At 74.2% G+C, this 18,604-nt stretch carries 14 protein-coding genes; 9 read left to right on the plus strand and 5 right to left on the minus strand.

Annotated elements, in window-relative coordinates:
* The 3 genes from ACZ6YG_RS12285 to ACZ6YG_RS12295 form a co-directional block, all read right to left on the minus strand.
* Positions 1–1,691, minus strand: a 1,691-nt coding sequence (locus ACZ6YG_RS12285; RefSeq protein ID WP_466018004.1) for an AAA family ATPase, incomplete at its 3' end; no start/stop codon positions are given.
* 15 nt (positions 1,692–1,706) lie between these two features.
* On the minus strand, positions 1,707–2,438 hold the full coding sequence (locus ACZ6YG_RS12290) for a nucleotidyltransferase domain-containing protein (protein WP_271279201.1): 732 nt from the start codon (positions 2,436–2,438) through the stop codon (positions 1,707–1,709).
* A complete protein-coding gene (locus ACZ6YG_RS12295; protein WP_466018005.1) occupies positions 2,435–3,073 on the minus strand; it encodes a nucleotidyltransferase domain-containing protein in 639 nt (212 codons plus the stop codon). Before ACZ6YG_RS12295 ends, ACZ6YG_RS12290 begins: the two co-directional genes overlap by 4 nt.
* A 141-nt stretch (positions 3,074–3,214) precedes the next feature.
* Between ACZ6YG_RS12295 and ACZ6YG_RS12300 the strand changes: the two genes are divergently transcribed.
* From ACZ6YG_RS12300 to ACZ6YG_RS12340, 9 genes are all read left to right on the plus strand, one after another.
* Positions 3,215–5,077, plus strand: a complete 1,863-nt coding sequence (locus tag ACZ6YG_RS12300) for a propionyl-CoA synthetase (protein WP_148032020.1) — start codon at positions 3,215–3,217, stop codon at positions 5,075–5,077.
* 71 nt (positions 5,078–5,148) lie between these two features.
* Positions 5,149–8,178, plus strand: coding sequence for an NACHT domain-containing protein (locus ACZ6YG_RS12305; RefSeq protein ID WP_466018006.1), 3,030 nt, complete (start codon positions 5,149–5,151; stop codon positions 8,176–8,178).
* A 128-nt stretch (positions 8,179–8,306) separates the two neighbouring features.
* The gene (locus ACZ6YG_RS12310) at positions 8,307–9,719 is read left to right on the plus strand and encodes a hypothetical protein (RefSeq protein WP_271279205.1); all 1,413 of its coding nucleotides are present in this window, start codon (positions 8,307–8,309) and stop codon (positions 9,717–9,719) included.
* The gene (locus ACZ6YG_RS12315) at positions 9,716–10,816 is read left to right on the plus strand and encodes a sensor histidine kinase (RefSeq protein WP_466018007.1); all 1,101 of its coding nucleotides are present in this window, start codon (positions 9,716–9,718) and stop codon (positions 10,814–10,816) included. The genes ACZ6YG_RS12310 and ACZ6YG_RS12315 overlap by 4 nt, the downstream gene beginning before the upstream one ends.
* Positions 10,813–11,460, plus strand: a complete 648-nt coding sequence (locus ACZ6YG_RS12320) for a response regulator (RefSeq protein WP_271279211.1) — start codon at positions 10,813–10,815, stop codon at positions 11,458–11,460. Before ACZ6YG_RS12315 ends, ACZ6YG_RS12320 begins: the two co-directional genes overlap by 4 nt.
* Before the next feature lie 189 nt (positions 11,461–11,649).
* Entirely contained in the window at positions 11,650–13,626 is a 1,977-nt protein-coding gene (locus ACZ6YG_RS12325; RefSeq protein WP_466018008.1) for an MMPL family transporter, read from the plus strand.
* Positions 13,627–13,674: 48 nt separating this feature from the next.
* Entirely contained in the window at positions 13,675–14,568 is an 894-nt protein-coding gene (locus ACZ6YG_RS12330; protein WP_466018009.1) for a hypothetical protein, read from the plus strand.
* Between the two features lie 72 nt (positions 14,569–14,640).
* Positions 14,641–15,510, plus strand: a complete 870-nt coding sequence (locus ACZ6YG_RS12335) for a hypothetical protein (protein WP_271279208.1) — start codon at positions 14,641–14,643, stop codon at positions 15,508–15,510.
* Positions 15,511–15,610: 100 nt separating this feature from the next.
* On the plus strand, positions 15,611–16,504 hold the full coding sequence (locus ACZ6YG_RS12340; RefSeq protein ID WP_148032018.1) for a hypothetical protein: 894 nt from the start codon (positions 15,611–15,613) through the stop codon (positions 16,502–16,504).
* Here the strand turns inward: ACZ6YG_RS12340 and ACZ6YG_RS12345 are convergent.
* Positions 16,501–17,646 carry a UDP-N-acetylglucosamine--N-acetylmuramyl-(pentapeptide) pyrophosphoryl-undecaprenol N-acetylglucosamine transferase gene (locus ACZ6YG_RS12345; RefSeq protein ID WP_466018010.1) on the minus strand — a complete coding sequence of 382 codons (1,146 nt, stop codon included), beginning with the start codon at positions 17,644–17,646 and terminating at the stop codon, positions 16,501–16,503. The two genes, ACZ6YG_RS12340 and ACZ6YG_RS12345, sit on opposite strands and share 4 nt — an antisense overlap.
* Positions 17,647–17,650: 4 nt before the next feature.
* Complete coding sequence (locus ACZ6YG_RS12350) at positions 17,651–18,574, minus strand: formylglycine-generating enzyme family protein (protein ID WP_308248874.1); 924 nt, start codon at positions 18,572–18,574, stop codon at positions 17,651–17,653.
* Positions 18,575–18,604: the final 30 nt, after the last annotated feature.

Consider the following 18,604-nt stretch of genomic DNA (forward strand, 5'->3'; position numbering starts at 1 on the left):
CGTCCGGCTTCCGTGTGCCCGCTCGGCGCGTCCAACGGTGCCGTCGCCGTCCTCGCGCCCGGTTCTTCGGGTGTGTCCGGCCGTCCGGCTTCCGTGTGCCCGCTCGGCGCGTCCAACGGTGCCGTCGCCGTCCTCGCGCCCGGTTCTTCGGGTGTGTCCGGCCGTCCGGCTTCCGTCTGCCCGCTCGAGGCGTCCGCCGATGCCGTCGCCGTCCTCGCGCTCGGCTCTCTGGGCGTGTGCCGCCGGGGGGTGGGGCCGTCCATCGGGTCGTTCTCATCACCTGGGAGAGCCGGGGTGTCAGGCGACCAGGGACGGGCGTACGGTCTCGTGGAGCAGTCGTCGGCGAGGGCGCGGGCATCGGCGAGGCGGCCCGCCGAGGCGAGGAGGCGTACGGCGTCCGCGACCAATGCCGGATCCCAGCTGTCCGAGAGGTCGAGGGCTCGCGTCATCAGGTCGGCGGCGGCCGACGGGGCGGTGGCCCTGAGGCCGGCCGCCGCCGCACGCAGCTCCGCCACGGCCGCGGCGTCACCCCGGCGGGCGCCGTGCCGCAGGTGCTCGGCCAGCTCCGCCGGGGGCCTGCCCTCGGCCCTGAGCACGGCGGCCGCCTCCCGGTGCCACGCGCTCCTGACCGCCTCCGGCAGCCCTCCGTACACCGCCTCCCTGATCAGGTCGTGCCGGAAGGCCAGCCGCCCGCCCTCGTCCACCAGCACCCCGGCCCTGACCGCCTCCTCCACCGCCGCGACCGCCCCGGCCACCGGCGCGCCGAGCACCCCTGCCGCCTCGTGCACCGAGAACGGCCGCCGCAGCACCGCCGCGACCCCCAGCAGCCGCCGCGTCCCCGCCGAGAGCGGCAGCAGTCGCCGCTCCACCGCCTCAGGGAAGCCGCCGTCCATCCTGACCCGGCCGTCCTCACGCGCCGCCGACAGCGCCTCCTCCAGCAGGAACGGATTGCCGCCGCTCGCCCGTACCAGCTCCAGAACCGGTCGCGACGGCGGCGATCCCAGCAGGTGACCGCTCAGCTCCGCCGCCTCCTCCTGGCTGAGCGGCGGCAGCGGCACCCGCACCGCCTCCAGCCGGTCCAGCGACTCCTGCTCGGGCAGCAGCCGCCGGGCCAGCAGCCACACCACCGGCGACCCGCCCGGCACCAGCCGGCGCAGCGCCAGCAGGCTCAGCTCGTCGGCCCACTGCACGTCGTCCAGCACCACGAGCAACGGCTTGGCGAACCGCTCCAGCGCGTCCCCGATCATCTCCACCCGATCCACGGGATAGCCGATGGAGTCCGAATCGGCGGCCCGCCGGACGTCGTCGCGGCTGATCGTTGAGGGATGGGGCCGGTCGGTGGGGTCTGTCTCGGTGGTCGGCCGGACGTGGTCGGGGGTGATTGTGGAGGGGTGGGGCCGGTCAGTGGAGTCTGTCTTGGCGGGCTGCCGGACATCGGCGCCACCGGTGACGTCGATCGGGACTACTCCGGCCAGTGCCGAGCGCAGTGTCGACAAGGGGGCCACGCGGTCCAGCTCGGTGGCACGACCGGCGGCCACCGTCAGGCCGCGTGCGCGGCCGAGGCGGGCGGCCTCCGCGAGCAGCCGGGTCTTGCCGATCCCCGCGGGACCCTCCACCAGCACGCATCCCGCACCCGCGGCCAGCACGCCGCTGATCGCCGCGAGCGCCTCCCGCCTGCCGACGAACGTCATGGCACCGATTCTGCGCTACCCCAGGCGGATCCGGACCACGAGGTCGTGCAGGGCGGCGTGCGCGGAGGCGGTGCCGGGCAGCGCCGAGCCGTCCCCGGCCCGCTCCAGCTCCGCGGTCATCCTCGCCACGTCCGCGGCGGCCGAGGCGATCACGGGCGCGGCGCCGTGCTCGGCCTCCCGCTTGGCGGCCACCAGTTCGGGCAGGTACGCGGGCCCGTACCCGTACAGCTGCGTCAGGTCGGCCCGCAGCTCGCCCGACCGCATCAGGTGGATCCCGGTGGCCAGCACCCGGAACGTGTACAGGAGCGGCTTCAGCTCGCCCGTCTTCCCGAACAGCCGCCACTGCGTCCGCGCGAACCCCAGGTAGTGGTGGGCGTGATGGCGCGTCAGGCACGCGGGCGCCAGCGCCACCAGCTCCTCGTGCACCGGCGACGACGCCACCACCAGCGGCGACAGGAGCTGCTCCAGCACGTAGCCGTTGCGGCTCAGCAGCAGCCGGCAGAACTTGGCCAGGTCGTGCGTCACCAGGTCCACCTCGACGCCGTCCCGCGTCCACGTCGCGTCGAGCGTCTCCGGCCCGGTGACCAGCCCGACGACCTCCCGGGCGGGCAGCACGTGCACGCCGCGCAGGTCCACGTCCGAGTCCGCCGACGGGAACCCGTACAGATGGGCCCCGCTCACGGTGGCGAACACCAGCGGGTACGGCTGCTCACCCGGGATCTCCGGCAACCAGGCGGGCAGGTTCACAGGTTCTCCCTCCGCACGCCGATCAGGAACTCCTCGACCGCGTCCCGGTTCGGCCGCTCCGGCAGCACCGAGTCGGCCGCCGCCAGCTCGGCGACCAGCCGCGCGCGCCAGGCGTCCACCTCCGCCCACGGCACCTCGCCCCGCTTGACCGCCAGCAGGCGCTCGCGGTCGTCGCCCATCCGGACGCGCGGCTCGCCGTGCCGGACCAGATGGAGGCCGCTCAGCAGCAGCCTGATCATGTGCATGGCCTGCTTCCACTTCGGCGCCTCCGGGTCCAGCCGGCGGAACTGCGCGTCCGCGTACCCGGCGAACGTCTCCTGGGCGCGGCCCGACAGGAACGCGCCGCGCAGGTCGAGCAGCCGCCGCCCGGCGGGCGTGACCAGTTCGACCAGCGGCGACCACAGGCACTCCAGCACCGTCGGGTTCGCCTGCAGCGCCAGCACGCAGAACCGCTCGACCTCCCACGAGAACTGCTCGGGCAGCGGCCCGTCGCGGTGCGTCGGCGGCTTGTCCAGCCGCCAGAACGCCTCGGTCGGGGCCGCGAACACGCCACGCCGGTCGATGTCGGACGCCTCGGTCTCCAGCCCATACGCGCGCGAACCGGTCACCACGGACAGGATCAGGTCATCGCCCATGAGGATCGACTCCTACCTCCAGTGGTCGGCACCGAGCCCCGCACGAAGCCCGAATCCCCCAATTTAGGGCTTTGTTGCCCGTTCCGGGTTGATGATCGTCGATTGCTGACACAGTCTTGAGTCGTGGGAAGTGCTCCGGAAATGCGTAGTTACGAGTCCGTCTACCGGCAGAGCATCGAGGCGCCGGAGGAGTTCTGGCGCGAGGCGGCGCGGGGCGTCGACTGGGACGTGGAGCCCGAGCGGGCCCACGACGGCGGGCGGTGGTTCCCCGGAGGGCGGCTCAACACCTGCCACAACGCCGTCGACCGGCACGTCGCGGCGGGCCGGGGCGACCAGGACGCGCTGATCTACGACAGCCCTGTCACCGGGTCCGCGCGCCGCTACACCTACCGGGAGTTGCTCGACCTGGTGTCCCGCACCGCGGGGATGCTCCGCGGGCTCGGCGTCGGGACCGGCGACACCGTGGTCATCTACATGCCGATGGTGCCCGAGGCCGTGGTCGCGATGCTCGCCTGCGCCAGGCTCGGGGCGGTGCACTCGGTGGTGTTCGGCGGGTTCGCGGCCAGCGAGCTGGCCGTCCGCATCGACCACGCCAGGCCCAAGGTGGTGCTGTCGGCGTCGTGCGGGATCGAGCCGTCCCGGCTGGTGGAGTACAAGCCGCTGCTGGACGCCGCGCTGGAGCGGGCGTCGCACCGGCCCGCCCACTGCGTGATCCTGCAGCGCGAGCAGCATCCCGCCGACCTCACCGAGGGCCGCGACCTCGACTGGGAGAGCGCCGTGCGCGACGCGGAACCCGCCGGATGCGTCAGCGTGGCCGCCACCGACCCGCTCTACATCCTCTACACCTCCGGCACCACCGGCGCCCCGAAGGGCGTGGTCCGTGACAACGGCGGCCACGCGGTCGCGCTCCACTGGAGCATGGCCAACGTGTACGGCGCCGCGCCCGGCGAGGTCTACTGGGCCGCCTCCGACGTCGGCTGGGTCGTCGGCCACTCCTACATCGTCTACGCCCCGCTGCTCGCCGGCTGCACGACCGTCCTGTACGAGGGCAAGCCCGTCGGCACGCCCGACCCGGGCGCGTTCTGGCGGGTGGTGTCGACGTACGGGGTGCGCACGCTGTTCACGGCGCCCACCGCGTTCCGCGCGATCAAGAAGGAAGACCCGTCCGGCAGTTTCGCTAAAAAGTGGGATCTGTCCAGCCTGCGTTACCTCTTCCTCGCCGGCGAACGGCTCGACCCCGACACCTACCACTGGGCCTCGGCCCTGCTCGGCATCCCGGTCATCGACCACTGGTGGCAGACCGAGACCGGCTGGCCGATGGCCGCCAACTGCGTCGGCATCGAGGAACTGCCGGTCAAGCCGGGTTCGCCCACCAAGCCCGTACCCGGCTGGGACATGCGCATCCTCGACGACGACGGGAACGAGTGCCCGCCCGGCGTCGAGGGCGCCGTCACGGTCCGGCTGCCGCTGCCCCCCGGCTGCCTGCCGACCCTCTACCGCGACGACGACCGCTTCACCGAGGCCTACCTGTCGCGCTACCCCGGCCACTACCTGACCGGCGACGGCGGCCGCATCGACGAGGACGGCTACCTGTTCGTCATGGGCCGCATCGACGACGTCATCAACGTGGCCGGGCACCGGCTGTCCACCGGGGCCATAGAGGAGGTGCTCGCGGACCACCCGGACGTCGCCGAGTCCGCGGTCATCGGCGTGACCGACGAGCTGAAGGGGCAGCTCCCGGTCGGGCTCGTGGTGCTCAAGGCGGGCGTGGAACGCGACCCCGCCGACGTCGAGCGCGAGCTGACCGCCCTGGTCCGCGAGCGGATCGGTCCCGTCGCGGCCTTCCGCAGGGCCGTCGTCGTGAGCCGGCTGCCGAAGACCCGCTCCGGCAAGATCCTGCGCGGCACCATGCGCGACATCGCCGCCGGGACCCCCTACCGCGTGCCGTCCACCATCGAGGACCCCGCCGCCCTCACGGAGATCACCGACGCGCTCAAGGGCTGAGCATCCGACAACCCTACAAAGCCGGACCAACGGCGTCATGATGGGAGCTCTCACGCTCTTCGGAGACGCCGATGACGGACATCCTGAGCTACGCGGGCGCGCTGGACATCCTCGGCTGTGAGCGGCCCCGGCTGGCCAAGGCCGTCGAGCGGGCCGCGGCCGTGCCTCCGACCGGCTGGGGCGGCGCCGCCGTGCCCGCCGCGGGCCTGGTGGAGCTGCGCGGCGAGATCGTCCGCTACACCGAGGACACGGTGCGCGGGGTCGCCGCCCGGCGCGGCGGCGACACCCGGTTCGTCAGGACCCGGCGGCTGGCCGCGGCCCACGCCGTGATCGTGGCCTCCGCGTACTTCGAGGCCCTGGGCGAGGAGTCGAGGCCCCCGGTCACCCTGGAGCGACTGGACCACACCCGCCACCCGGAGGCGGCCGAGCGGTACGCCGCCCTCGTCAGGAGCCTGCTCGCCACCGGGCTGCCGACGCCCGAGCCGCATCGCCCGTACGAGGAGACCCGGCAGGCCGTGCGGCTGGTCCACCGGCGGATGTCGGAGGCGCTCCTGTCGTACGCGCGCGGCCTGCCCGTGTGGGGCGAGCTGCCGGCGGGCGACCGGGCCCGGCTGCCGGCGCTGTTCGCCGACGGCCCGGAGGCGCACGCGCTGCGCGTCTACGACGAGGACTACCGGCTGCTCGCCCTGGACCGCCCCGAGTTCGGCAGGTGGAGCCTGGCCGCCGAGCAGCCGCCGCCCGGCGCCGGGCTGTCGCGGGTGGCGCGGCTGCTGGCGGAGCTGGCCCCGCCGCGCACCGGCGACCGGCCCGTCATCCACCTGGTGCGGCTGGCCGCCGGCGCGCTCGACCAGCCGCTGATGGCCGGCCGCGAGCCGCCGGATGACGTGACGCTGCCGCTGCTCGGCGAGGGCTACATCACCCCGCGCTGCCGGGTCGCTGAGCTGGCGGGGACCGCCGCCGAGCCGCCCAGGCCGGCCGCCAGGAGCTGGTGGGCCGGGCAGCGGGCGCTGCCCGACACCGAGGCGTTCCTGGTCGGCCATCTCACCTCGCTGGGCGCCACCCAGGCGCCGCTGGTCGTGCTGGGCGAGCCGGGCGCGGGCAAGTCCACGCTGGTGGAGGTGCTGGCCGCGCGGCTGGCCGGGTCGGAGTTCCTGCCGATCCGGGTGCGGCTGCACGACGTGGTGGCGGAGTCCACCGTGCTGTCCCAGATCGACCAGGGGCTGCGTACCTCGCTCGGTGAGGACGTGCGCTTCGAGGAGCTGGTCGAGGCCGGGCAGGGGGCCCTGCCGGTGGTGCTGCTCGACGGGTTCGACGAGCTGATCCAGGCCGCCGGCGAGGGCCGCCACGACTACCTGGAGCAGATCCAGGAGTTCCAGGCCAGGCAGTACCGCGTCGGCCGGCCCGTCGCCGTCGTCGTCACCGGCCGCACCGTCGTCGCCGACCGGGTGCGCTTCCCCGACGGCCTGGTCGTGCTGCAGCTGCGCCCGTTCGAGGAAGACCAGGTGCGGCGCTGGCTCGACATCTGGGACCAGGCCAACCGGGCGGTGCTCGCCCGCCGTGACCGCGCCCCGCTGTCCGCCGGCGACGCGCTGGCCCACCCCGAGCTCGCCACGCAGCCGCTGCTCCTGCTGCTGCTCGCCCTGCACGACGCCACGGGGGACGGCGTGCGCGGCGCCGGCCCCATCGGCCGCGCCCAGCTGTACGAGGCGCTGATCCGCGGCTTCGCCCGCCGCGAGGTCGCCAGGGACGCCTCCGCCGTCGGGCTGCCGCCGCCCCGGCTGCGCGCCCTCGTCGACCGGGAGCTGGTACGGCTCGGGGCGGTCGCGCTGTCGATGTTCGCCCGCGGCCGGCCGGTCGCCGCGGCGGCCGCGCTCGACGCCGACCTGGCGGCGCTGTGCGGGCCGGGCAGCGGGGCGGACCGGGCCACCAGGCGGTTCTTCTTCGCGCGCCGTACGTCCGCGCGCCGTACGGGGAACGGGACAGACGGCTACGAGTTCGCGCACGCCACGTTCGGCGAGTTCCTCGTCGGCTGGCTGGCCGTGTTCGCGGTGCGCGAGCTGGTCAGGAGACACGACCTGACCGGCGGCGAGCTGGCCGCCGCGCCCGCCCAGGACCTGGACGACGACCTGCTGTACGCGGTCACCTCGTTCTCCTGCCTGGCCGAGCGCGGGCCGATCGTGGGCTTCGCCGTCGAGCTGCTCGCCGGGCTGCCCGCGCGGGAGCGCGAGCGGGCCGTGGAACTGCTCGGCGTGCTGCTGCGCGAGTCGCTGTACGAGCGGCGGCGGCGCTCCTTCACCGCGTTCGAGCCGGTGCGGCGGCCGGTCACGCGGCGGCTGGCCGCCTACTCCGCCAACCTCACCCTGCTCATCGTGGCCGCGTCCGCCGCGCCCGTACGGGTGTCGGAGCTGTTCGGCGGCCCCGACCCGCTGGCGCGGTGGACCTCGCACGCCCACCTGTGGCGCAGCCAGCTCGGCGACGGCGGCTGGAGCGGGCTGCTGGCCGCCATGCCCGCGCTGCGGGTCTCCGAGCACGGCGAGCGCGACATCCTGCTCGGCGGGCCGGCCGAACCGCCGGGCGGCGACGGGCTCGGCTGGTGGTTCGGTCACGGCCTCGGGCGGCGGGCCACCGTGCTGCGCCACCGGATCAGGGTGTTCGCCGAGCGCGCGTACCTGCTCAACCCCGACACCGACCTGCTGGCCGACCTGCTCGACGAGGGCGCCGACCCGCCGCTCCTGCTGCGCCCGCGGGGCCGGGTCGCCAGCCTGCCCCGGCTGCTGCGGGACCTGCTGACCGGCGAGCCCCTGAACCCCGACGACCGGCTCGCCCGCTACCTCGACGCGATCACCGCCGCCACCGCACCCGGCCTGCCGCCCGACGCCCGCCTGCTCGCGCTCATCGCGCACGCGGTCACGATCGACGGCGCCCGGCTGCCGTTCGCGGGCCGCGGCCGCATCGTCAGCGAGCTGCTGCACGCCGGCGCCGACCACGCGCTGCTGCGGCCGCTCGTGGAAGCCATGATCGCCGAACGGTTCGAGAGCTGGGAGAGCCTCGTCGAGGCGGGCATCCCCGAGGACGTGCTCCGCAAGATCCACAGCCCATGAGCGGCTCGCCCGGACTTTGCGGGATAAATGCCGACATAGCTTGATCAAGTACCGCTAGGGTATCCGCCGACCGCTGAACCGCGGTTCCGCGCCGGGATCCGCCCGGCCCGTCCGGGGGAACCTCTGCCATGGCGTCCGTCCTCGCCTTCCGTGTCCCGCCAGGCCGCTCCGCCGTGGCGCGACCGGCTGGCCACCGCCTGTTCGCGGCCGTGCTCGTGCTCGCCGCCGCGCTGCGCGTGCTGGTCATGCTGGGGTACGACACCGCGATGGTGTACTGGTACGACTCGTTCACGTACCTCGACACCGCCGTGCGCATGCGGCCGAACGGGGCCTTCCACCCCGCCGGATACTCCGCGTTCCTGTGGCTGCTGCGGCCCTTCCACAGCGTGGAACTCGTGGCGGGCGTGCAGCACGCGATGGGGCTGGGCGTCGCCGTGCTGATGTACGCGCTGCTGCGCTCGCGCGGGCTGCCCGGCTGGGGCGCCACCCTCGCCACGCTGCCGGTGCTGTTCGACCCGTCGTTCGTCCGGCTGGAGCACGCGATCCTGTCCGACCTGCAGGCGATCTTCCTGGTGATGGCCGCGCTGCTCGTGCTGGGCCGCCGGGAGGAGGTCACCGCGCGGGCGGCGGCCGGGGCCGGCCTGCTGCTGGCCCTGGCCGGGCTCACCCGCACCGCCGCCGTGCCGCTGATCGGCCTGGCCGCGCTCTGGCTCCTGCTCAGGCGGGGCCGGCGCCGGCGGGCGGCCGTCCTGCTGGTGGCCGGCGCGCTGCCGCTGCTCGCCTACGCCGGATGGTACGAACGCCACCACGACCGGTTCGCGCTCAGCGGCTCCGACGGCGTGGCGTTATGGGCCCGCACGATGACGTTCGCCGACTGCTCGGTCATCCAGCCGCCGCCCGCCGAGGCGCGACTCTGCCCGAACGGCACCGTGATGGACGCCGCCTCCGAGTACGTGTGGGCGCCCGGCGCCTCGCTCAACCTGCTGCCCGGCGACCGGTTCGCGTACAACGACCTGGCCAGGTCCTTCGCCCTGCGCGCCATCGCCGCCCAGCCCTTGGACTACCTGCGGCAGATCGCCGGGGACACCGCGCTCGCCTTCACCTGGGAGCCGGTGCCGCACCCCGACCGGATGACGCCGACCTCCACGTTCCCGTACGGGGTCTGGACCGTGCCCGACAACGAGCTGGTGCGCGCGGTCCGCGCCGACTACGACCCGGACATCAGGGGGATGCGGTCGGTGGAGCCGTGGGGATCGGTGCTGGCCGCCTACCCGTACCCGTGGTTCCTGCACGGGACCCTCTTCGGGGTGCTGCTGCTGGCCGGGGCCGCCGGGTCCGTCGGGCGGCGGCGGCCGGCGCTGCTGCCGTGGGCGTTCGCCGCGTTCCTCCTGGTGGCGCCGGTCGCCGCGCTCGACTTCGACCACCGGTACGTGCTGCCCGCGATCCCGCCGGCCTGCGTCGCCGCCGCGCTCGCCGTACACGGGATACCGCGACCGCGGTATCGCGCGGCGGGGGACGAGCGCACTACCGTGAACATGTGAGGACGCTCGCCCTGGTCTGCGGCATGGCGGTGGTCGTCCTGTATTCGACCGTCATGGCCTACGACAACCAGCCCGGGGCCACGCCCCTCGACCCGGCCGGCTACGCGCTGCTCGTCACGGCCGTGCTCGCGCTCGCCTGGCTGCCCCGCAGGCCGGAGGTCGCGCTGGCGATCAGCGCCGGGGCGGTCGCCGCCCTGTTCACCCTCGGCTACGCGTACGCGTTCTGGCCCGCTCCGGCGCTGATCTCGGTCTTCGCCACGATCTCGACCGGCCGCCGGGCGGCGGGCTGGGCGGGGGCGGCGTTCCTGGTCGCGGTGCCGGCGGTCGCGGCGGTCCTCCACCCCGGGGTGGACAACGCGGTGGCCGTGGTCATCTGGGCGCTGCTCGTCCTCGTCGCCGCGCAGCCCGCCGAGGTGTCGCGGGCCCGCCGCGCCTACACCCTCGAAGTCGAGCGCCGCGCCGCCGAGGCCGAGCGCGGCCGCGAGGAGGAGGCGCTGCGCCGTGCCCAGGAGGAGCGGCTGCGGGTGGCCAGGGAACTGCACGACGTCACCTCCCACACGGTGTCGGTGATCGCGCTGCACGCCGCCGTCGCGGCCGAGGCCGTCGCCCGCGCGGGCGGGCCGCCGGAAGCCCGCGACGCCCTCCAGGTGATCCGCGACTCCAGCCGGCAGGCGCTGGCCGAGATGAAGGGCGTGCTCGGCGTGCTCCGGCCCCGGCATCCCCTGCCCGGCAGCGCCCAGCTCCCCGCCCTGGCCAGGACCGCCGGGCTGCCGGTCACGCTGGAGACCACCGGCGAGCCCCGGCTGCTGCCGCCCGCCGTGGACCTGGCCGTCTACCGGGTGGTCCAGGAAGCCCTGACCAACACCATCCGTCACGCGAGCGCCACCCGCGCCACGGTGACGCTGGCGTACGAGGAGGCGGGCGTGCGCGTGCGCGTGGACGACGACGGCACCGGCCCGTCCGGCACCCCCGGTCTGGACGCGGGAGGTCATGGGCTGAGGGGGATGGCCGAGCGGGTGGAGGCCGCGGGCGGGAGACTCACCACGGGCGCCGGTCCGGCGGGCGGGTTCCGGGTGGCGGCGTGGATGCCCGCGTGATCACCGTCCTGCTGGCCGACGACCAGCCGCTCGTCCGGGCGGGGCTGCGCGCGCTGCTCGACCCGGAGGACGATCTCACCGTCGTCGGGGAGGCCGCCGACGGGGCCGAGGCGGTGCGCGAGGTGGCCCGGCTCGGGCCTGACGTGGTGCTGATGGACATCCGGATGCCCGGCGTCGACGGGCTGGAGGCGACCCGCCGCATCGTCTCCGGACGGACCCGCGTCGTCGTGGTGACCACCTTCGACCTGGACGAGTACGTGTACGAGGCGCTCCGATCGGGTGCCAGCGGATTCCTGGTCAAGGACGCGGAACCGGCCGAGATCCGGCACGCGGTGCGGGTGGCCGCCCGGGGTGACGCCCTCCTGTCCCCGGGGGTCACCCGCAGGCTGATCGAGGAGTTCGCCGCCCGGCCCGGCGTGAACGACGACCGGCTCGCCCCCCTCACCGGCCGCGAGCGTGAGGTCCTCGCCCGCGTCGCGCACGGCCGCACGAACGACCAGATCGCCGGCGAGCTGTTCATGAGCCCCGCCACGGTCAAGACGCACGTCAACCGCATGATGACCAAACTCGGCGTCCACGACAGAGCCCAGCTCGTGGTCCTCGCCTACGAAACCGGCCTCACCCGCCCCGGCCACCACCCCTGACCACCCCGCGGATGCGGTGGGGGGACGCCCTGTGCCTGACCCCGGCCGTCCGGCGCCGGGTGCGGTGGAGGAAGACCCGTACCCGCCTCTGATCCTCCGCCGTTCGGTGCTGGATGCCGCGGGTGTGGTAGGCGGGGGACCGCGGTGGGCTGACGACCGGTGCGGGGGGCCGTTCCTAGCGTCGGCGGCATGATCCGATTCTGCATCCGCCATCGGCGGCTGGTCCTGCTGGCCTGGCTGGCGCTGGTCGCCGCGCTCGTCGCCGGGGCCGCCTGGAACCCGGCGCCGGTGGCCGGTGAGTTCGCGCTGCCCGGCAGTGAGAGCGGGCGGGCCGCCGAGCTGCTCGGGCCCGCACCCGCCGAACCGCCCGGCACGCTCGTCGTGTCCGCCCCCGCCGGGGTCGAGTCCCCGGCCGCCCGTCAAGCCGTGGACGGGCTTCTCACGAGGATGAACGAGGTCCCGGGGGTCCGCGCGGAGACCTCGTACGCACGCGTCTCGCCGGACGGGACCGTCGGCACGATCCCGATCGACTACCCGGACGAGACCGCCGCCCGCGAGCTGGCCGAGGTCCGTGACGGCTTCGAGGCCGGGGCCGTCACCGCCGAGCTGGCCGGCGACGACTTCGCCGACTTCACCCCCGGCGGCCTGACCGAGGGGGTCGGGCTGGTGGCCGCGGCGGTGATCCTGCTGTACGCGTTCCGGTCGCTGCTCGCCTCCGCTCTCCCGATCGCCATCGGGGTCGTGGGCGTCGTCTCCGGCACCAGCCTGCTCGCCCTGCTCGGCCACCTGGTCGCCACGCCGGACTTCGCCGTGTACCTCACGATCATGCTCGGCCTCGGCGTCGGCATCGACTACGCCCTGCTCATCGTCACCCGCTTCCGCACCGGCCTGCACGAGGGCCAGGACGTCGAGACAGCCGCCGGCACGGCCATGCGGACCGCCGGCAGGTCCGTGCTGTTCGCCGGCGTCACCGTCATCGTCACCGGCGCCGGCATCGTGTTCCTCGGCCCCGGGCTCGGCGGCGGCATCGCGGTGGCCGCGGGGTGCGGCGTGCTCATGGTCATGCTCGCCTCCCTCACCCTCCTGCCCGCGCTGCTGACCATGATCGGACACCGGATCGACCGGTTCTCGCTGCCGGCCCGTACAGGCGGTGAGCCGTGGTCGGCGCGGTGGAGCAGGGCCGTGCAGCGCCGGCCGTGGACGGCGGGGCTGCTGGCGACGGCGCTGCTCGCCGGGCTCGCGCTGCCCGCGCTGGACCTGCGCACCGGCTGGTCGGACGCGTCCGACCGGCCCGTCACCGACACCACCAGGCGCGCCCACGACGTGCTGGCCGGCGCGTTCGGGCCGGGCGCCGGGTCGCCGCTCGTGCTCGCCTCCGACCGCCCGCTCGGCGCCGCCGTCGAGCGGGCCCGCGCCACCCCTGGAGTGGCCGGCGTGACGCCGCTGGGGGAGCGGGCCGCGCTCGTCGTGCCCGCCACGGCGCAGCAGGACGAGGCCACCGCCGGCCTGGTGCGCCGGCTCCGCGCCGAGCTGCCGGAGCCCGTCCTGGTGACCGGCTCGACCGCCGCCGCCGTGGACTTCGCCGACCACGCCGCCGACCGGCTGCCGTGGACGGTCGGCGCGGTGCTGCTGGCCTCGCTGGCGCTGCTCATGGCCGTGTTCAGGAGCGTGGCGGTGCCCGTCAAGGCGATCCTGGTCAACCTGCTGTCGATCGGGGCCGCGTACGGGGTGGTCGTCGCCGTCTTCCAGTGGGACGTGCTCGGGCTCGGCACCAGCGGGCCGATCGACGCCTGGGTGCCGATGATGCTGTTCGTGATCACGTTCGGGCTGTCCGTGGACTACGAGGTGTTCCTCGTCTCCCGCATCCGCGAGGAGTACCGGAACGGGCTGGGCAACAGCGCCGCGGTCGCCGCCGGGCTCGCCGGGACCGCCCGGGTGATCACCGCCGCCGCCGCGATCATGTTCTGCGTGTTCGCCGCCTTCGGCGCGTTCGACGACCGGGCGCTGCGCGTCATGGGGGTCGGGCTGGCCGCCGGAGTGCTGGTCGACGCCACGATCGTGCGGATGGTCCTGGTGCCCGCCGCGATGGAGGTGCTCGGCGACCGTAACTGGTGGTTCCCCGGCCTGTCCTTCGCGAGGCTGACACCCGAGCGGGATGTTTCGTAGTATCCGGAACAGAGGAGCGTTGGGGGCGCCGAGGTGCCAGGGCAGAGCGTGGGAGTGGTCGTCGATCCGGCGGTGCCGCCGGAGACCGCGGGGATGCTGCGCGCGAACGCCCCGCTGCTGTCGAGGATCCGGACGGGCTGGGTGCCCCCGGCCGCCCTGCCGGTCCCCGCCAGGCGGCGCAACACCTCCAGCGTGGCGCTGCTCGCCGCCACCCCGCTCGTCATCGCGCTCATGGCCATGCTGCTGGACTCGCCGGCCGCGCCCGCCGGGTTCCTGCTGCTCGGCGGGTTCGTCTTCCTCGTCCTCGTCAAGATCGCCAACATCAGCGAGGCGGTCGGCGACGACCACCGGCCCCAGGAGCGGGCCCTGTACGAGAAGGCCCGCCGGCACCACGGCCGCTACCTGATCCCGCAGGACTTCGACGAGGAGGCCACGGCCGTGCTCCACCGGGCCCAGCAGGCCGTCGGCACCGTGCTGCGCTCCCACGTCAACGCCGAAGGGCTGCTCGACGGCCCGCGCAACGCCCTCCTGCTGCCGGAGCAGGAATGGGAGATCGCCCGCCTGCTCGCCAAGCTGTCGGCGCTGCGCGCCGACCACCGCGAACTCCTCGGCCGGGGCCTCGCCCCCGAGGTCGCGGCCGTGCTCAAGCCCCTGCAGGGCGCGCTCGACAGCAGCGAGGCGGCCGTGGTCGCGCGCGTCGAGGCTCTGGAACGTTACGCCGGCCACGTAGCCGAGGCCGAGCGGGCCTACCACGCCCGCGAGCAGATCGAGGAGCTGCGCGCCAGGCTGCCGCGTTACGAGGAACTGCTGGCCGAGACCGGCGCCGGCACGATGGCCGTCGCCGAGATCGAACGCCTCGCGGAGGACGCCGACTCCGTGGAACGCGCCCTGCGGCGAAGTGTCACCTCCGCGCATGAGGCTTTTCGCTACTTAGAAGGCTGACGTTCGGACAGACCGCCACATAGGATCCTTAATGTGCCGGGTCGTCATGCGAAGGTGGTAGTGGAGCCGACGGTGCCTGCCGAGACGGCCGACCTGTTCCGTGACCATCGCAAGCTCCTGCTGCGCATCCGCGCCGGGTGGACCCCGCCGAACAGGCGTCATCCGCCGGCCCTCGGGCTCGTCACCCGGATGACCACCACGCTCGTCGCGCTGGTCGCCGTCGGCGCCGGGCTCGACTTCTTCCTCGCCGGCCTCTACACCCCGTTCGTCGTCGTCATGACGCTGGCCGCGCTGCTCATCGCCGGTGTGCTCGCCAAACCCAGGCCCGACGCCGAGGCCGAGCGGCGCCAGGTGGTCGAGCGGCACGTCTACGACAGCGCCCGCAGGTTCGAGGGCCGCTACGTGCTCCGCGAGGACCTCGACGAGAGCGCCCGCCGGCTCATGGCCCGCGCCCAGGCCGCCGTAGACGCGGTCATGGAGTCCCACGTCAACGCCGGAGGGCTGCTCGACGACGTGCGCAACGCCGTGATGCTGCCCGCCCAGGAGTGGGAGATCGCCCGCCTGCTGGCCAAGCTGTCGGCGCTGCGGTCCGGACACCGGGAGGTCGTCTCCGAAGGCGTCACCCCCGAGGTGGCGGCCGTCGCCGAGCCGCTCGCCCAGGTGCTCGACAGCAGCGAGCGCGCGGTCGTGGCCCGGGTCGAGGCGCTGGAACGTTACGCCGGCCACGTCGCCGAGGCCGAGCGCGCCTACCACGCCCGCGACCAGATCGCGCGGCTCAGCGCCCAGTTGCCCCGCTACGAAGAGCTCCTGGCCGAGTCCGGCGCCGACGACTCGGCCGTGCCCGAGCTGAGCCGGCTCAGCGAGGACGCCGACCGGCTCGAACAGGCGCTGCGCGACAGTGTCACGTCGGCCCACGAAGCGTTCCGTCACTTACAGGGGTGATCGGCCGTTCACCCCGCCGTCCGCCACAGGGAGGGTCGCACGCCGTTTGTCGTACAAAGAATCGAGCTCGAAGGGCAGAGTTCCCATAGGATCCGGGTTTGTGGAAGTCGTGGTGGATCCAGGGGTGCCACCGGAGGACGCGCGACTGATCAGGGACAGCGGCCAGGTCCTGGTCAGGATGCGCCGCGGCTGGGTTCCCGAGCCGCCGCCCCGCGCCGGCGTCGCCCAGTCCAAGGGCGTGGCCGTCGCCGTGACCGCCGTCGCCGTGCTGCTGATCGCGCTCGGCCTGATGAGCCGCGGCATCGGCCTGCTGCTGCTCGCCTTCGTCGGCGTGCCCGTGCTCCTCGTCGCCTTCATCCGCAACGACCTCACCGACGAGGACGAGGAGGCCGTGCTCGCCCGCGAGGTCTACGAGCAGCTGCGCTGGTACGAGGGCCGCTACGTGCTCACCGACGACCTCGACGAGGCCTCGCGCAGGCTGCTGGCCCGCGCGCAACGGGCCATCGCCACCGTCAACGAGTCGTCGGTCAACGCCGAAGGGCTGCTCGACGGGGTGCGTAACGCGGTGATGCTGCCCGCCCAGGAGTGGGAGATCGCCCGCCTGCTGGCCAAGCTGTCGGCGCTGCGCACCAGACACCGCGAGACCGTCACCGGCGCCGTCACCCCCGAGGTGGCGGCCGTCGCCGAACCGCTCGCCCGGGCCCTTGACAGCAGCGAGGAGGCCGTGGTGGCGCGGGTCGAGGCGCTGGAACGCTACGCGGCCAACGTCACCGAGGCCGAGCGCGCCTTCCGCGCCCACCAGCAGGTCGAGGAGCTGCGCGGCCGGATCCACCAGTACGAGGAACTGGTCGCCGAGACCGGGGCCGACGCGTTCGCGGTGCCGGAGATCGCCCGGCTCGCCGAGGACGCCGACCAGCTGGAGCAGGCGCTGCGGCGCAGCCTCAGCTCCGCGCACGAGGCCTTCCGCCACCTGGAGCCGGGCGAGCGGTCCTAGACCGCGGCGGGCCGGGCGGGCTGGGCGGTCTGCAGCAGCAGGTCGCACAGCACGTCGGCGGCGTCCACGCGGCCCAGCTTCTGGGCCGCCTCGCCCATCGCCGCCCGCAGGCCCGGGTCGGCCAGCAGCGGCATCAGCTCGGCCAGCAGCTGGTCGGCCGCTGGGTTCGGCTCGAGCAGCGCCCGCGCCGCGCCCGCCGACACCAGATAGCCGGCGTTCTTGCGCTGCTCGTCGCCGCCCGTCGGGATCAGCGGGATCAGCAGCGACGGCTTGCCGATCGCGGTCAGCTCCGACACCGTGCCGGCTCCGCTGCGCGAGATCACCACGTCGGCCGCCGCGTACAGGTCGGCCAGCTCGGAACCCACGTAGGGGACCGGGTGGTAGCGGTCGGCGAGCTCGGGCGGCAGCTCCACGGCCCGCATCTGCTCGATCCAGGCGGGGCCGCACTGGTGGACGATCTGGGCGTGCGGCAGCAGCCTGGGCAGGACCTCCGCGATCAGTGTGTTGATCTGCTTGCTGCCCTGCGCGCCGCCCGTCACGTAGATCAGCGGCACCTCGAACGTCAGCCCGAACAGGTCGTAGGCCGCCGCCCGCTTGCCCTGCAGCAGCTCGGGCCGGATCGGGTTGCCCGTCACCACGGCCTTGGCCCTGGCCTTGGCGGGCAGGTGTTCGAGCGACGACTCGTGCGACAGCGCGATCCGCGTCGCCAGCCTGGACAGGATCCGGTTGGCCAGCCCCACCACCGTCGTCTGCTCGTGCATGACCAGCGGCCTGCGGATCAGCTTGGCCGCCACCCCGATCGGCACCGCCACGTAGCCCCCGGTCGACAGCACCACGTCGGGCAGGTAGCGGGCGGCGTGGCCGATCGCCTGGAACACCCCGACGGGGATGCGGAACAGGTCGGCCAGGTTGGTGCCGAGTTCGCGCAGGTTGGGCCGGCGGCGCAGCTTGCCCGTCGTGATCGCCTTGAACGGGATGCCGTGCTCGGCGGTGATCCTGGCCTCCAGGCCGTTGGCCGTGCCCACCCAGAGCACGTCGTGCGGCACCTGCCGGCGCTGGATGGCCGTCAGGGTCGTCAGGGCCGGGTAGGTGTGACCACCGGTGCCGCCGCCGGTGATCAGCAGTCGCAGGGTTTGTGACATGGGCTCAGACTATGGCCGCGCACCGGAAACCCGTATGCCCGGTGGCCGAGTCGGGGGTGTTGGCGGTGCGGGCGGCCAGCCGGTAGCGGTTGCAGTAGGAGTCATGGCACATGTAGGAGCCGCCCCTGATCACCTTCATGGTGCCCTCGGCCGGGCCCGTGGGGTTCTCCGCGTACGGTTCCCAGCGGGTGTCCCACCAGTCGGCGGTCCACTCCCACACGTTGCCCGCCACGTTGTAGAGGCCGTAGCCGTTCGGCTGGAACGACTTGACCGGCATCGTGCCCCTGCTCGGCGCCGAGGGGAACGGGCCCTGCCAGATGTTGCACCGCTGCCGCCCCTTCGGCGCCAGCTCGTCGCCCCACGGGTAGCGGGTCCGCCGCAGGCCGCCGCGGGCGGCCGTCTCCCACTCGGCCTCCGTCGGCAGCCGCTTGCCGGCCCACCGCGCGTACGCGGTCGCGTCGTGCCACGACACCTGCACCACCGGATGGTTCTGCCGGTCGCCGATCGACGAGCCGGGCCCCTCGGGGGAGCGCCAGGAGGCTCCTTCCACCCCGACCCACCAGGGAGCCTGCGGGACGCTCGCGTCCATGACGCCGCGGGAGGCGAACTGGCGGAACACGAACGACCAGCCGATCCGCTCGGCCTCGGTCACGTATCCGGTCTCCTTCACGAACCTGGCGAACTGCGCGTTCGTCACGCAGGTCGGGTCGATCAGGAACGCATCCAGCTTCACCTCGCGGACCGGGCCCTCGCCGTCCTCCGGGTTGGCGTCGGGGTCGTCGCCGCCCACCGAGAACGTCCCGCCCGGGACGCGGACCATCCCGCGCGGCGGCTCCCGCCGCGCCGGACCGGGCATCACGAGGACCGGCGCCTCGGGGGCGTCCGCCCCGGTGACGGCCTCCCTGGCGGGCCCGCAGCACGCGCTCATCTGGCTCCTCCCATGTGTCACGACCTCTAG

This window comes from Nonomuraea sp. NPDC054003 (genome assembly GCF_055585125.1).